Here is a 15038-nt window from a genome sequence, read left to right as displayed (position 1 = left end):
TCGTTAAACCGAGAAATACTTCGCCTTCGGGTTCAACACCACGATCGCGCTCGTGCTCTGCTCCGGGTGCAACTGCCATTCGTCGCTGATCTCGACTCCGATCTTCTCGCCGCCCAGCAATTGCAGCAGCGGCACCTGGTCCTCCAGCTTCGGGCAGGCCGGATAACCAAAACTATACCGGCTGCCGCGATACGATTGCGCCAGCATCTTCTCCATGTCGCGGTCATCCTCCGCCGCGAAGCCGCATTCGGCGCGGATCCGCTTATGCGTGTATTCCGCCATCGCCTCCGCCAACTCCACCGACAGCCCGTGCAGATACAGGTAATCCTGGTAGCGATTATCCTCGAACCACAGCCGCGCCGTGTCGGACGCCTTCTGGCCCACCGTCACCACCTGCAACCCGATCACGTCCCGCTCCGCATCGTCCACGTCACGGAAGAAATCGGCGATGCACTCGCCATCCTCCTTCGGCTGCCGCGGCAGCGAGAACCGAGCCACCTCGGTGGTGCCATCCTGCTCGAACACGATCAGATCGTTGCCTTGCCCGGCGGCCTTCCAATAGCCGTAGACCGCCTGCGGCCGCAGGATGTTCTCCGTCTCGCACAGGGTGAACATGCGCTTCATGATCGGGCGCAATTCCTGCTTGGCCCAGCCCAGGAAATCCTCCAGCGTGCGGCCCTGCTTGCGGAATCCCCACTGGAATTGGTACAGGCTGCGCTCGTTCAGAAACGGCAGCACCGCCTTGGGCGTGCTCTCCAGCACCCGCGGCCCCCAGAACGGCGGCTCCACCACGGGCACGTCCAGCGTCAGCCGGTGGCGGCGCTTACGCACCTCGGCCACATCCACCGGACGGAACGCCGCCTTGTCGGCCTGGCCCAGCGTCCGCTTCGTGTTGCGCGACTTGCCGACCCGTTTGGCCTGGATCGCCGCCAAATAGTCGTCGAACCCGTTGCCGGTCACCCGGTCCATCAGGTGCAGCCCGTCGAACGCATCCCGCGCATAGGCGACCCGGCCGCCGCCATAGGCCTGCACGCAATCATCCTCGACGTAATTCCGCGTCAGCGCCGCCCCGCCCAGCATGACGGGGATTTCCAGGCCCTGCCGGGTCATCTCTTCCAAATTCTCGCGCATCACCACGGTGGACTTCACCAGCAGTCCCGACATCCCGATCGCATGCGCCCGATGCTCTTTCACCGCCGCCACCATGTCGGCCAGCGGCACCTTGATGCCCAGGTTGATCACCCGGTAGCCGTTATTGGTCAGGATGATGTCGACCAGGTTTTTGCCGATATCGTGCACGTCGCCCTTCACGGTCGCCAGCACGATGGTGCCTTTCTCCTGGCCCTCGATCTTCTCCATATGCGGTTCCAGATGCGCCACCGCGGCCTTCATGGTCTCCGCCGATTGCAGCACGAACGGCAACTGCATCTTGCCCGAGCCGAATAGCTCGCCCACCACCTTCATCCCGTCCAGCAGGATCTCGTTGATGATGGTCAGCGGCGGCAGCGTCTTCATCGCCTCGTCCAACTCGTCGCCCAGCCCTTTGCGGTCGCCGTCGACGATGCGATCCTTCAGCCGGCCCTCCACCGTCTCGGACCGCACTTTCTTCGTCGCGTCCGCCAGCTTGCGGTCGGCAAAGATCTCCAACAGCTTCTGCAGCGGGTCATAACCCTCGCGCCGCCGATCGAAGATCAGGTCCTCGCACACCTGCACCTCCTCCGGCGCAATCAGGTGCAGCGGCCGGATCTTGGACACGTGCACGATCGCCCCCGTCATCCCCGCCTTCACCGCATGGTCCAGGAACACGCTGTTCAGCACCGCCCGCGCCGCCGCGTTCAGCCCGAATGAGATGTTGGACAGCCCCAGGATGATCTGGATGTCCGGATACGCTTGGCTGATCGCCGCAATGCCCTCCAGCGTCCACTGCCCCAGCTTGCGATCATCCTCATTGCCGGTGGCGATCGTGAAGGTCAGCGGGTCGATCATCAGATCGCTCTGCGGCAGCCCGTACTTGTCGCAGGCGAACTCCACCAGCCGCTTGGCGACCGCCAACTTCTCCTCCGGCTTCTTCGCCATGCCCACTTCGTCGATCGTCAGCGCGATCACCGCGGCGCCGAACTTCTTGGCCAGGATCAGCCGATCCTCTGCCGCCTTCTCGCCATCCTCGAAGTTGATCGAGTTGATGATCGGCTTGCCGCCATGCAGCTTCAGGGCCGCCTCGATCACGTTGGTTTCCGTGCTGTCGATCACCAGCGGCGCATTCACGCTGGAGGTGAACCGGGTGATGACCTCGTTCATCTCCGCCACTTCGTCGCGGCCAACGAACGCGGTGCAGATATCCAGGCTGTTGGAGCCTTCGCCCACCTGCTCGCGCCCCACGGACACGCAGCCATCCCAGTCCGCCTTCTCCTGCAACTCGCGCCATTTCTTCGACCCATTGGCGTTGCAGCGCTCGCCGATGGAGAAATAGCTGTTCTCCTGCCGCAGCGGCGTCTGGCCGTACAGGCTGGCGACCGACGGCACCCAGTGATGCGTGCGGGCCACCGGCGCCGGCCGCCACGCCGCATGCTTGCGCAGCATCTGGTCCAGCCCGGCGATGTGCTCGATGGACGTGCCGCAGCAGCCGCCCACCAGGTTCAGCCCGTCTTCCAGCACGAACCGCTCCACCCAACTCGCCATCTCCGGCGCGCCGAGCGGGTAGTGCGTGGCGCCGTTCACCAACTCCGGCAGCCCGGCATTCGGCTGGATCGACAGCAGCCCCGGCCAGTTCGCCGCCAGCCACCGCACATGCTCGCTCATTTCCTGCGGCCCGGTGGCGCAGTTCAACCCGATCAGCGGCACGTCCAACGCGTGGATCACCGTCGCCGCAGCCGCGATATCCGGCCCCACCAGCAACGTCCCCGTCGTCTCAACCGTCACCTGCACGAAGATCGGCGTATCCGTGCCCGCCGCTGCCCGAGCGATCTTCGCCCCGTTCACCGCCGCCTTGATTTGCAGCGTGTCCTGGCACGTCTCGATCAGGATCGCATCCACCCCGCCATCGATCAGCCCGGCGCATTGCTGCGCCAGCGCCGCCTCCAGCGGATCGTATGCAATATTCCCCAGCGACGGCAGCTTCGTTCCCGGCCCGACCGACCCGATCACCCAGCGATCCCGCCCATCGGCAAAACTATCCGCCGCCTCACGCGCCAACTCGGCAGCGACCTTGTTGATCTCGTGCGTGCGGTCCTCCAGCTCGAACTCGGCCAACGTGATCGGGCTGCCGCCGAAGCTGTTGGTTTCCACCATGTCGGCGCCGGCCAGGTAATAGCCGCGGTGGATTTCCCGCACCATGTCCGGCCGCGACAGGTTCAGCACCTCGGTGCAGTTCTCGCGGTTCCAGTAATCCTTCTCGACATCCAGGGTCAGCGCCTGCACGCGGCTGCCCATGCCGCCGTCGCACAGCAGCACGCGGTCGCGCAGGGCATCGAGCAAATGGGGACGACGGGTCATGCGAATTCCTTGAGGGATGGCACGGGATATTCAATGGTCGGAATTTCGGCCGGGGTAGCCGGCCAGATGCGGACCGGCAGCGGCCCCGGCACCGTAATCGGCGTGCCCGGCGTCAACCCGACCTGCTGCATCAGCGATACGAGGGTAGCGTCATCGAAACCCGGCCAGCGATGCGCCAGCCGTTCCGTCAACTCGGTGCGGTCGTGCTGCAGCAGGTCCACCACCAGCAGCAATCCGCCGGGCCGCAGCACGCGCCGCGCCTCGGCCAGCGCGGCGGCCGGGTCCTCGGCATAATGCAGCACCATCTGCAGCACTGCCGTGTCGAACGAGCCGTCGGTCAGCGGCAGGCGATACATGTCCGCCTGGCGCACCGCGCAATGCGCCAATTCCGGCTTCGACAGCCGCGACCGGGCCAGGGCGAGCATGGCCCGGCTGGCATCCACCCCCAATCCACGGTCGACCCGCGGGGCCAACCGCTCCAGCAGCAGCCCGGTGCCGGTACCGATATCCAGCAGCCGCCCGGGCTTCTCCCCCACCGCCTCCGCCACCGCGGTCTCGATCGCGTCGACGGGCAGGGCCATCGCCCGCGCCTCGTCCCAATCGGCCCCCTGCTTGCGGAAGCTTTCGGAGGCAATCCGCGCCCGCTCCGCCAGCACCCGGGCGGCCTGGCGGCGGTCCGCCTCCAACACCGGGTCTTCGGCGGGCAGGCGGGCCAGCAAGTCGCGCGTGATGCCAGGGTTGTGCGGCAGGGTGAACCAGACATTGGCGCCCTCACGCACCCGCTCCATCACCCCAGCCTCCACCAGCAGGCGCAGATGGCGGGATAGGCGCGGCTGCGACTGGCCCAATATCTCGGTAAACTCCATCACGCAGAACGCGCCGCGGCCAGCCAGGGCCAGCAAACGCAGCCGGGTCGGTTCGGCGCAGGCGCGTAAAGCGAGGAGAAGTGCGTCCATAGCGCTTGATGTGACATAAAGATATCCTTATGTCTAGGCGCATGACCATATTCGTTGATGCCCGCATCCCAGTGGTCTTCGGCGTCGAGCCCGGCGAGGGCGACGTGTTGCTGGTGACCGAAGCCGACGGCCCGGCAGTGCATCCCAATGGCTGCACGTGCTGCGTCGCCCGCTCGCCAGATGCGGCCGGGTTCGACCGGCTGTTCCTGGATCGGGTGCGTGGCACCATACCATGGTTCCGCCGCGTCGTGGTGGCAGCGGACCATGCCGGTCTCCGCCAGGCGCTCCAGACCGACCCGGTGCTGACCGCCCGCTTCCGCCTAGGCTGAAACCGTCCTCACGGTCCGGGCGGCGGCTCCAAGGCGCTCCGATGCAAAATGACCTTGCGCGGTTGGTAAGGCTGCATTCCCGGCAGCCTTGCCCGCAGGGCGTCAACCGCCCGCTCGATCTGCGCGAATGGCGTGCCGTGCAACTGGCTGGGCGCGAACCGCCACCAGGCAAGCTCCTGCAACGCGGTGCAGATCTCCGGCGCGAACCGCATGCGGATCACTGCCGCCGGGTTGCCGCCGACGATGGCGTAGGCCGGCACGTCCTTCGTCACCACCGCATGCGCCGCCACCACCGCGCCATCCCCGATCGTCACGCCTGGCGAAATGAAGGCGCCGTGCCCGACATAGACATCGTTGCCGATAATGGTCTGCTGCAAGAAGTCGTTGATCGTGCGCGCAGTCTTCACCGGAATGTCCCCCGGCGGCCCAGGCCGATACGCGGCATAATCCGGCCCGCCATCGAACCCCGTACCCACATCGAACAGCGTCTGAGGATAGGTGTAGAACACCGGGCTCGTGCTCATCCACGCCACCGGGTGACTGCCGCGGCCGATCTGCACCGCTTCCCCCATTGAGCAATACCGCCCGATCGTGACCGCGGAGCAAAACCCGCTGACGCCGTAGCTATAGGCGCCCAGGTGGAACGCATGCGCCGTATCCAGGAATTTCAGCCCACATGGCGGCTCGAACACTGCGCGGTCGGTGATCACCGACCCATCCGGCAGCAGGCATTCGACCCCACTCTGCCGCAAATGCTCCCGCAACCCGGCATTCACGATCGCCATGACGAGCCTAGTCCTCGCCCTTGCGATACGGGGAGAACTCCGCCTCCAACTCCATCATGCCCGCCAGCATCGCCGGGCGCTCGCGCTGCAGGAAGTCGTCCACCGCATTGCGCAGCCCGCTATGGGTCAGCCAATGGGCGGAGTAGGTGGGTTTCGGCAGGTAGCCGCGCTGGATCTTGTGCTGGCCCTGGGCGCCCGCTTCCACCCGCGCCAGCTTGTGCTCGATCGCGAATTCGATGGCGCGGTAGTAGCAAAGTTCGAAATGCAGGAACGGCCAGTCGCCCTTGCAGCCCCAGTTGCGGCCATACAGCGCGTCGCGGCCCATCAGGTTCAGCGCACCGGCCACGGGCTCCCCGTCATGCTCGGCCAACATCAGCACCACCCGGTCGCCCAGCCGATCCCCCAGCATCGGGAAGAACCGCTTGGTCAGGTAGGCGCTGCCCCATTTGCGATCCACGGTGGACTGATAGAAGCGGTAGAACGCGTCCCATTCCCGCCGCCCGATCTCGTGCCCGCGCAGGGTGCGGAATTCCAGACCGGCGGCATTGGCGTCCCGCCGCTCCCGCCGCAGCACCTTGCGCTTGCGGGACGACAGCGCGCCGAGGAAATCCTCGAACGTCGCGTAACCATTGTTTTCCCAATGGTATTGCTGCCCCAACCGCTGCAGCCACCCGGCGCGGCCCAGCGCCTCATACTCCGCCTCGGTGCAGAAGGTCGCGTGCACGCCCGATAGCTTCAGCTCCTCGCAAGCCTGCACCAGCGCTTGCGCCACAGCCTCCGCCGGAACCCCGCCCTTGGGGTGCAGCAACAGCCGCGGCCCGGGCACGGGGGAGAATGGGATCGCCACCTGCAGCTTCGGGTAATAATCCCCGCCCGCCTGCTCGAACGCATTCGCCCAGCCGTGGTCGAACACGTATTCGCCGTAGCTGTTGGATTTCGCGTACATCGGCACCGCGGCCACCAGCATCCCCGTCTCGTCCCGCAACGCCGCGTGCTGCGGCAGCCACCCGGTGCGCGCCCCCGCCGATCCGCTATCCTCGACCGCGGACAGGAAGGCGTGGCTGACGAAGGGATTGTCGTCCCCCGCGCACGCATCCCACTCCGCCTTGTCGATGGTTGCGATGGAGGGGTGCAGCGAGAGGGTCAGGGAGCCACAGGGCATGCCAAAGCATATGGCAGTGCAGCATGGGGCCGCCAGCCCAGATAATGCGGCCCCGATCACAGCATGCGTTTAGCGGATGGCAAACATACCCTCGACCTCGACCGCGGCATCGCCCGGCAGCGCCGGCACGCCGATGGTGGAGCGTGCATGGCGCCCGGCATCGCCGAACACCGCGACCGCCAGGTCCGACGCGCCATTCATCACCAGCGCATGCTGGCTGAAGCTGGCCGGGCTGGCAATGAAACCACCCAGGCGCACGACGCGCACCACCCGGTCCAGATCGCCCTCGCAGGCGGCACGCAGATGCACCAGCACGTTGATGAGGCACAGCTTGGCGGCTTCCTGCCCTTGTTCGACCGTCACGGTGTCGCCAACCTTGCCGGTCACGGCAATCTTGCCGTCCTTCGCCGGCACCTGGCCAGACACGACCACCAGGTCACCCGTGCGAACGAACGGCACGTAATTCGCCATTGGGGCCATCGGGGTCGGCAACTCGATGCCGAGTTCCTTCAGCCGGGCTTCGACGATCCCCATCAGCCGGCGACCAGGCGCAGGGCGACACGGGCACGGCGGCGGGGCAGATCCAACGGCAGCAAGGGCGTTTCCTCCGGTTCGGGCGGCAAAGCGGCGCCGTCCGCAGGGACGACCCGGCCAAGATAGCTCGCGGCCAGCGATCGGGCCACATAATCGGGAATGGAACTGGCGCGGTCGATCGCCGCGTCACCCTCCACCGCGCCGGCAGGGGCGAAGCGGGCATGCGCCAGGGCGTCGACATAGGCGTCCAGCGGCGTGCCGTGCTGCAGGCCAACCGACAAGGCGGCCGCGAACGCATCCGCCAGGCCGCGCACCGCCGCACTTTCCCGCGGTAAGGCCAGCCCGATCTCGCCCAACCGGCCATCGGCATATTCCCCGGTCCGCAGGAACACACGATGCCCGCCGATGGCCGCCTTCTGGGTGTAGCCACGACGGCGGGAGGGCAGTTCCTCCCGCTTCGTGTCATTCGCCGGGGAGGGCGAGGCGGTCGGCCGCGCCGGCATCGTGTTCAGCAGCGGCGCCACCGCATCATGCATGGCCGCGTGATCGGACACGGCGGCAATCGGCACCACCGGCTCCCCCGCCAGCGCCGCTGCCAAGGCTGCATCCTGCGAAATGCCGCGCGCCGTCATCCAGGCACGGGTGGCGCGCAGCAATCCATTCGGTCCCACGGGCGCAAAGGCCGGCGCGATGCCGCCAGTTTCTACGCCCAGCAGCGCATCGGTCGCGCTGGGCGCCAGAATGGCGGTGCCCGGCCGCACGCTGCCACTGCGCAGCGCCGCCGCGCGGGCGGTCGCTGCCGCAACCGCCAACCCCGGCACCACGCATTGCGATGGCGCAGCCGGCCAGGATGGGATCGCCGCCAGCAGATCCGGCTGCGGCCCGGCCAGCACCGCGTCGACCCGGCCGCGCAGCAGCCCCGCCAGGCAGGCTGCAACATCCCGCGCCGGCTTGCTCGAATATTCCAGACCCAACGCCGCCAGCAGCCCGGCCAGATCGGCCATGCTGACGGCATATTGCGTCGCGTGCGGCGCCAGCAGGTGCAATGCCTCCGCCGCAGTGGCAACGGCGTCGCCAAACGCCTCCACATCGAAGCCGGCGGCGGTGTCGTGGAAGGCGGGCAGGTTCAGCACGAAGCCCGGCGTATCGCCCGGCGAGCCGCGCCACACGCCCTCGGTTGGCGCACCCTGGCGCAGCAGCAGCAGCGTATGCAGCCGGTCCGCCAAGCCGGCGACGCCAGCCTCCTTGGCTCGGGCCGACAGCGGAAGGATCCACGATTGCGCCAGCGCGGGCAGCGACACGCGCCCCGTGCCCGGCGCCAACTCACACACCGCAGCCGCCGCAGCGTCATCCCACGAGGCGGGGAGGCGCACCGGGCGCGTTGGCGAATCCGGGTCGACCGCCGCATCGATCTGCCGCAGCCGCACGCCTTGCCAAGTCCGGTCGGTTTTCATGCCCCTAGGCTAGCCCGCACAACTGCAGCAGGAAAGCCGGATTTTGCGTCTAGTCGCCTTCACACCACAAAATGCTGTGGGTAACCTCGCCGTGCTCACATCTGTCGTGCTGCGCTGCACCTGCCCAGTGGACCCGCCTGCCGACGCTGCTATAACCCTCGCATGACCCTGATGATGCGCCTCGTCACCTCCCTCACCGGCCGGATGGTCGGCAAGGATGCAATCGGTAATATTTACTATGAGAAGAAGAAGATCAGCGGGGGTGATCTGCGTCGCCGTCGCTGGGTGATGTACGCCGGCGAGTTGGAGGCCAGCACCATTCCGCCCGAATGGCACGCCTGGCTGCACTACACCACCGACGCTCCCCTGCCGGAAAACGTCCGCCGTGCCTGGCAGAAGCCGCACGAGCCGAACCTGACCGGCACCCCGCTCGGCTATCGCCCGCCGGGCAGCGACTATCTGGGTGGCAAGCGTCCTCCCGCCCCCGGTGACTACGAATCTTGGACACCAGGCAGCTAGCATGGCGCGTCGTTCTGCGGCGGAAATCGCCGCCGGTGCCGTCGTGCTGCTCGTCGCAGTGGGGTTCCTGAGCTACGCGGTCGCCAATACCGGGCGCACTGGGCTGGGCGGCTACAGCCTGCATGCCGCGTTCGACAATGTGGGCGGCATCTCCAGCGGCGCCGATGTGCGCATCGCCGGATTGAAGGTCGGCAGCGTCACCAACCTCCAGATCGATCCGAAATCCTATCAGGCAGTCGCCACCTTCACGGTGCAGAGCGATATCAAGCTGTCATCCGACAGCAGCGCCACCATCGCAACTGGCGGCCTGCTCGGCGGCAACTTCATCTCCCTGGCGACCGGCGGGGACGAGAAGATGCTGGCCGATGGCGGCACGATCACCGTGACTCAATCCGCCGTGAACCTTGAAGACCTGTTGGGCAAGTTCATCTTCAACGTAGGCAACCTTGCAGAAGCGGCGCAGAAGCAGATGGACACGCTGAAGAAGACCACCCCGTGACCCAAGCGGTGCTGACCTGGCCCGGCGTCGATGGTGCGCCGGTCAGTTGTCGCGAAAAGCTGCGCACCCTCACCGAGAATCACACCGAACTGCGCCAGGTGATGCAGGATGCGTTCGAGGACGCGGTGCTGATGGGCGTGGACGAGGCGGCCATGCGCCGCATCCTGGCCGAGCTGGTGACGGAGCTTCGCAGCCCGAAGCGGTTCTGATGCGCGTTGCGATGCTGGCCGCCTTTGTGTTGGCCGCGACCGCCGCCGTCGCGCAAACCCCGGCACCGACCCCTTCCGCACCCTCCGGTCCCGGTTCCTGGCTATCCCGCGACACCGCCGATCTGTTGGTGCTGGACAAGGTGAACGCCAAGTCCACCGCGGTGACGCTGAAGGTCGGGCAGGCGGCAGATAACGCCTCGCTGTCGATCAGCCTGCGCGCCTGCTCGGTTCGCCCGCCAGACCAGCCGATCGATTCCGCGGCCTATCTCGACATCAAGGACAGCCGCGCCGGCGCCCCGGGCTTCCACGGCTGGATGTTCGCCAACGAACCGGCGGTGAACATGCTGGAACACCCCGTCTACGATGTTCGGCTGGTGGCCTGCCACTGATGCCCGCTGGCTTGCCGCCCTTCGCCGAGACGGCGCTGCTGCTGGATCTGGACGGCACCCTGCTCGACTTCGCCCCCACCCCCGACAGCGTCATCGTGCCGCCAAACCTGCCGCTCGCCTTGGGCCGCCTGCGGGATGAACTCAACGGCGCCCTGGCCGTCATCACCGGCCGGCCCGTCGAACAGATCGACGCCCTGCTGCCCGGCCTCATCCCCGCCGTCGCCGGCGAACACGGCGGCGCCCTTCGCCCCGCCCTCGGCGCCCCGCTGCAACGCCCCAACCTCGCCGCTATGCCGCCCGAACTACTAGCCGCCGGCGAGGCCCTGGCCGCCCGCCACCCAGGCGTGCTTGTGGAACGTAAGGCGCGCGGCTTCTGCCTGCATTTCCGCAAGGCCCCCGACGCCGGCCCCGACCTGCACGCCGGCCTCATCGACCTGCTGCTCCCATTGACCGAGCAATTCCAACTCCTCGCCGCCCACATGGCCTGGGAAGTCCGCCCCCGCGGCGCCGACAAGGGCCTGGCGGTCGAAGCAGTGATGGCGCTGCCCGGCTTCGCGGGACGCCGCCCCGTCTTCATCGGCGACGACGTGACGGATGAGGATGGCATGGTGGTCGCCCGCCGCATGGGCGGCGCCGGATTGTTCGTGCCAACCGTCTTCGGCTCGCCTGGCGCGGTGCGAGATTGGCTGGATCGCTGCCGCGGAGACTGGGCGGCGTTTACGCACGGCTAAGCAGCCTGCGTCTCACGACCCTTCGAAGCTCGGTGCCTCGCGGCCGGGTGTGCCTTCCCCAATGCCGCCCGACCACTCTTCAGCGGGTCCCTGACATCGCTGCCAGCATCGGGTCGATTTGCAGGTCCTGTTCCGGGTGCGTCACACAACCGCCTAGCCCGCCCACTGCACCAACCCAATCCGGTCCGCCCCGCCAGCGATCATCGCCAGCCGATCGAACCCTAGCGCGATCCCGCTTCCCGCCGGCATGCCGAACTCCAGCGCCGCCAGGAACCGTTCATCCGTTCCCCAACCCGGCCCGTACAGCGCCTCCCGCCGCGCCCGATCGGCGGCGAACCGCGCGCGCTGCTCCGTCGCATCGGTCAATTCCTCGAACGCGTTCGCCAACTCCATGCCACACACGAACAGCTCGAACCGCAGCGCGGCCCGGGGGTCCGCCGGGTCGCGACAGGCGAGCGCGGCCTGGTCCGCAGGCCAATGCGTCAGGAACGTCGGCCGCTCGCGCCCAAGGTTCGGTTCCACCCGGTCCAACAACAGGCGGAAGAACAGATCCTCCCACCCCTCGCCATCCCGCAGCCGCACCCCCGCCTGGGCGGCCAAACCCTGCGCGTCGCCAGCCGTGCCCAGCACATCCGCCCCAACCCAGCGTGTGAACGCCTCCGCCACACTCACCCGGTCGAACGCCGCCAGCGACGTCTCCACCCCACGACACCGCACTACCGGCGGCAGCACCGCGCGCAGCAGCGCCTCCGTCTCGTCCATCAGCCCGGCCAGCGAGGCACCGGGCCGATACCATTCCAGCATGGTGAACTCGGGCGCATGGGTGTCGCTGCCTTCCTCGTTTCGCCAAACGCGCGCCACCTGGAAAATCGGCCCGGCGCCCGCCACCAGCAGGGTTTTCATCGCAAATTCCGGGCTGGTGTGCAGCCATAACGGCGTTCGGGTGCCGTCCGTGCCCACATGCTCAGTGCGGAAGGCGCGCAAATGCACCTCCTCGCCGGGCACGGGCACGGCGTAAGGCGTCTCCACCTCCAAATACCCCCGCGCATCGAAGAACGCGCGCGTCGCCTGGGTCAGTCTGGCCCGGCGCCGCAGGAAGGGCAGGCGGGCGGCGAACTGCTCGGGATGCCAAGATGGTTGCGGCATTCAGCCTCCGGGACTACACGCCCGCCACCATGCCGGATGGCTCCCTCCCTGCCCACACACTGCGCGACGCCGCCGCCCTCATCGCCGCCGGGCTGGCCGCGCCGCAGGACCGCGCCCTGCTGGACCAGGTGGGCGAGCGCTACGCCGTCGCCATCCCACCCGCCTTGGCAGCCCTCATCACCCACCCCGGCGACCCGATCGCCCGCCAGTTTGTCCCACACCCCGACGAACTCGCCACCGCCCCCCACGAACGCGCCGACCCCATCGGCGACGACGCGCTCTCCCCCGTGCCCGGCATCGTCCACCGCTACGCCGACCGCGCCCTGCTGAAGCCGCTGCTGATCTGTCCCGTATACTGCCGCTTTTGCTTCCGGCGGGAGCATGTCGGCCCCGATGGCGGCCTGCTCACCGACGCCCAACTCGCCACCGCTCTGGACTGGCTGCGCACCCACGAGGCGATCACCGAGGTCATCCTCACCGGCGGCGACCCGTTGCTGCTCTCCCCCCGCCGCCTCGCCGCGATCCTGGACGCGCTGGGCGCCATCCCGCACATCCAAACCCTGCGCATCCACAGCCGCGTCCCCGTCGCCGACCCGGCGCGAATGCGCGCCATCGCCCCAGTGCTGGAAACCGAAAAGCCGCTCTGGCTCGTCGTCCACGCCAACCACGCCACCGAGTTCACCCCCGACGCCCGCGCCGCCCTGCGCGAGGTCAACCGCCTCGGCGTCCCGCTCCTCGGTCAATCCGTGCTTCTCCGCGGCGTAAACGACACCCCCGACGCGCTGGAAGCGCTGTTCCGCGCCATGCTTGCCACCCGGATCAAGCCGTACTACCTGCACCAACTCGACCCGGCGCCCGGCACCGCCCGCTTCCACGTCCCGATCGCCGAAGGCCGCGCCATCCTCGCCAGCCTGCGCGGCCGCGTCACCGGGCTCGCCTGGCCGACATACGTGCTGGACATTCCCGGCGGGCACGGCAAAGTGCCCATCGGACCCGATTATCTGGACGCCGATACGGTTCGTGACCCGGCGGGACGCAGTCATGCGCTTGCCGCACCGACCGTCACCGGCTAGACCACCGCGTTCCCAAATACCGTAAGAGCCCGAGAGACCATGAAGCAGCAGGCCAACCTGATCCGCGCCGGCCAGGTGATCGAGCACGAAGGCAATCGCTGGACCGTGCTCAAGCAGCAGATCATCACTCCTGGGAAGGGCGGCGCCTTCATCCAGGTCGAGATGCGCAACATGAAGACCGGCAACAAGACCAACGAGCGGTGGCGCACCGCCGACACGGTCGAGCGGCTGATGACCGACACCAAGGACTACACCTACTCCTACACGGACGGCGACAACCTCGTCCTGATGGATCCGGAAACGTTCGAGCAGGCGATGATCCCGTCCGTGATTCTGGGCGACCAGGTCGCCTTCCTGCAGGACAATATGGAGGTCGAGGTCGACACGGTCGAAGGCGATCCGGTCGGCATCCATCTCCCCGCCACCGTCATCCTCACCGTCGAGGAAGCCGACCCCGTGGTGAAGGGCCAGACCGCCGCCAGCTCCTACAAGCCGGCCAAGCTGTCCAACGGCGTGAAGACCCTGGTGCCGCCGTTCATCGAGACGGGGGAGCGCATCGTGGTCAAGACCGAGGACGGCAGCTACGTGGAGCGTGCGAAGGGCTGAGCAGCCCCAAGCACTCTTCAGGACAGTAGAACGCCATGGCCCTCCAACTCTCCCCCCACATGACGGTGATGCAGAACGCCGTGCAAAAGGCGTCCCGTCGCCTGGTGCGCGACTTCGCCGAGGTGGAGCAGCTGCAGGTCAGCGTCAAAGGCCCCGGCGATTTCGTCAGCCAGGCCGACATCCGGTCCGAACAGACCATCCGGACCGAGTTGGAGCGCGCCCGCCCCGGCTATGCCTTCATGCTGGAGGAGGGCGGGATGGTCGGCAGCCCCAACTGGTCGTGGCGCTGGATCGTCGACCCGCTGGACGGCACCACAAACTACCTGCACGGCGTGCCCCATTGGTGCATCAGCGTCGCCCTGGAACGCCGGACTGACACGGGCAGCGAGATCGTCGCCGGCTGCGTCTACAACCCCGTGAACGACGAGATGTTTTGGGCCGAGAAGGGCGCCGGCGCCTTCCTGAACGAGCGTCGTCTCCGCGTCTCAGGCCGCAAGGACATGAAGGACGCCCTGCTCGCCACCGGCATCCCCTTCGCCTCCGTCTCCGCCCCCCGCCGCCTGGCCTTCGCCCGCACCCTCGGCACGCTGATGCCCGTCGTCGCCGGAATCCGCCGCTTCGGTGCCGCCGCGTTGGACCTCGCCTGGGTCGCCGCCGGCCGCTACGATGGCTACTGGGAATTGGGCCCGAAGCCATGGGACGTCGCGGCCGGTGCGCTGATCGTGCGCGAGGCCGGTGGATACGCCACCGACACCATGGGCGGCGAACTGGTGATGGACCCGGCCGGTATCGACATCGTCGCCGCCAACTCGCATCTGCACCCGAAGCTGCTGGAGGTTGTCGCCGAGGGCGTCGCCGCATCGCGTGCAGCCTGAACGTTTGGCTGAGGCGGTAGCTGGCATGGATGGACCGCGCTATCATACCGGCGTGACTCGCACGTTATTGCTCGCTGCCATGCTGGTGCCCGGGGTCGTCCTCGCGCCTGCCATGGCCCAGGTCAGCGTCAACCAGGGCGCGTTGGATCATTTAAGCCCCACCGCACCCGCGACCCATGCGTCGCCCGCGGCCAAACCGGCCAGCCATCCGCCCGCGCATCACCCGCCGGCCCGCGAAGCCCACCCGGCGCCCAAGCCCGTCACCCACGGCTCGCCGCG

General features: G+C 67.7%; 17 protein-coding genes. 10 read left to right on the top strand and 7 right to left on the bottom strand.

Translation table 11 applies throughout. The features are described from left to right. Positions 1 to 3: 3 nt before the first annotated feature. Complete coding sequence (gene metH / locus GSQ76_RS07125; RefSeq protein ID WP_158743220.1) at positions 4 to 3492, bottom strand: methionine synthase; 3489 nt, start codon at positions 3490 to 3492, stop codon at positions 4 to 6. Next, complete coding sequence (locus tag GSQ76_RS07120; protein WP_158743219.1) at positions 3489 to 4448, bottom strand: metalloregulator ArsR/SmtB family transcription factor; 960 nt, start codon at positions 4446 to 4448, stop codon at positions 3489 to 3491. Before GSQ76_RS07120 ends, metH begins: the two co-directional genes overlap by 4 nt. A gap of 41 nt (positions 4449 to 4489) precedes the next feature. On the opposite strand from GSQ76_RS07120, the gene GSQ76_RS07115 reads away from it, so the two are divergent. Continuing rightward, positions 4490 to 4777, top strand: coding sequence for a hypothetical protein (locus GSQ76_RS07115; RefSeq protein ID WP_158743218.1), 288 nt, complete (start codon positions 4490 to 4492; stop codon positions 4775 to 4777). 8 nt (positions 4778 to 4785) lie between these two features. Here GSQ76_RS07115 and GSQ76_RS32420 read toward each other — a convergent pair whose 3' ends face one another. The 4 genes from GSQ76_RS32420 to GSQ76_RS07095 all read right to left on the bottom strand — a co-directional run bounded on the left by GSQ76_RS32420 (position 4786) and on the right by GSQ76_RS07095 (position 8712). Further along, positions 4786 to 5562: a CatB-related O-acetyltransferase gene (locus GSQ76_RS32420; RefSeq protein ID WP_272482679.1), complete on the bottom strand. Its 777-nt coding sequence runs from the start codon at positions 5560 to 5562 to the stop codon at positions 4786 to 4788. A 7-nt stretch (positions 5563 to 5569) separates the two neighbouring features. Continuing rightward, complete coding sequence (locus GSQ76_RS07105; protein ID WP_158743217.1) at positions 5570 to 6724, bottom strand: GNAT family N-acetyltransferase; 1155 nt, start codon at positions 6722 to 6724, stop codon at positions 5570 to 5572. Between the two features lie 69 nt (positions 6725 to 6793). After that, positions 6794 to 7258, bottom strand: a complete 465-nt coding sequence (locus GSQ76_RS07100; RefSeq protein ID WP_158743216.1) for a RidA family protein — start codon at positions 7256 to 7258, stop codon at positions 6794 to 6796. After that, entirely contained in the window at positions 7258 to 8712 is a 1455-nt protein-coding gene (locus GSQ76_RS07095) for a TSCPD domain-containing protein (protein WP_158743215.1), read from the bottom strand. The genes GSQ76_RS07100 and GSQ76_RS07095 overlap by 1 nt, the downstream gene beginning before the upstream one ends. A gap of 171 nt (positions 8713 to 8883) precedes the next feature. Between GSQ76_RS07095 and GSQ76_RS07090 the strand changes: the two genes are divergently transcribed. From GSQ76_RS07090 to otsB, 5 genes are read left to right on the top strand one after another with little or no spacing between them, the layout of a single operon-like run. Beyond that, positions 8884 to 9231, top strand: coding sequence for an NADH:ubiquinone oxidoreductase subunit NDUFA12 (locus GSQ76_RS07090; protein ID WP_408836230.1), 348 nt, complete (start codon positions 8884 to 8886; stop codon positions 9229 to 9231). 1 nt (position 9232) lies between these two features. Continuing rightward, a complete protein-coding gene (mlaD, locus tag GSQ76_RS07085; RefSeq protein WP_158743213.1) occupies positions 9233 to 9730 on the top strand; it encodes an outer membrane lipid asymmetry maintenance protein MlaD in 498 nt (165 codons plus the stop codon). Beyond that, positions 9727 to 9939 (top strand): hypothetical protein, encoded by a 213-nt coding sequence (locus GSQ76_RS07080; RefSeq protein WP_158743212.1) that lies wholly within the window; start codon positions 9727 to 9729, stop codon positions 9937 to 9939. Before mlaD ends, GSQ76_RS07080 begins: the two co-directional genes overlap by 4 nt. Beyond that, a complete protein-coding gene (locus tag GSQ76_RS07075) occupies positions 9939 to 10328 on the top strand; it encodes a DUF2155 domain-containing protein (protein ID WP_158743211.1) in 390 nt (129 codons plus the stop codon). The genes GSQ76_RS07080 and GSQ76_RS07075 overlap by 1 nt, the downstream gene beginning before the upstream one ends. Next, complete coding sequence (otsB, locus tag GSQ76_RS07070; protein WP_158743210.1) at positions 10328 to 11059, top strand: trehalose-phosphatase; 732 nt, start codon at positions 10328 to 10330, stop codon at positions 11057 to 11059. Before GSQ76_RS07075 ends, otsB begins: the two co-directional genes overlap by 1 nt. Positions 11060 to 11212: 153 nt before the next feature. On the opposite strand, the gene epmA is transcribed toward otsB, so the two are convergent. After that, positions 11213 to 12205: an EF-P lysine aminoacylase EpmA gene (gene epmA, locus GSQ76_RS07065; protein WP_158743209.1), complete on the bottom strand. Its 993-nt coding sequence runs from the start codon at positions 12203 to 12205 to the stop codon at positions 11213 to 11215. A gap of 29 nt (positions 12206 to 12234) precedes the next feature. Here epmA and GSQ76_RS07060 point away from each other — a divergent pair, with 29 nt between their 5' ends. From GSQ76_RS07060 to GSQ76_RS07045, 4 genes are all read left to right on the top strand, one after another. Next, a complete protein-coding gene (locus GSQ76_RS07060; protein ID WP_254070289.1) occupies positions 12235 to 13278 on the top strand; it encodes a lysine-2,3-aminomutase-like protein in 1044 nt (347 codons plus the stop codon). A gap of 39 nt (positions 13279 to 13317) precedes the next feature. Continuing rightward, on the top strand, positions 13318 to 13884 hold the full coding sequence (gene efp / locus GSQ76_RS07055) for an elongation factor P (protein WP_158743207.1): 567 nt from the start codon (positions 13318 to 13320) through the stop codon (positions 13882 to 13884). A gap of 35 nt (positions 13885 to 13919) precedes the next feature. Next, entirely contained in the window at positions 13920 to 14759 is an 840-nt protein-coding gene (locus GSQ76_RS07050; protein ID WP_158743206.1) for an inositol monophosphatase family protein, read from the top strand. A 25-nt stretch (positions 14760 to 14784) separates the two neighbouring features. Further along, a partial coding sequence (locus tag GSQ76_RS07045) for a hypothetical protein (protein WP_216850940.1) occupies positions 14785 to 15038 on the top strand: 254 nt, incomplete at its 3' end.

Source organism: Acidisphaera sp. L21 (assembly GCF_009765685.1).
Taxonomy (GTDB): Bacteria; Pseudomonadota; Alphaproteobacteria; order Acetobacterales; family Acetobacteraceae; genus LMUY01.
The sequence above is the reverse complement of the archived record's forward strand: the minus strand, read 5'-3'. Positions and strand labels throughout refer to the sequence as shown.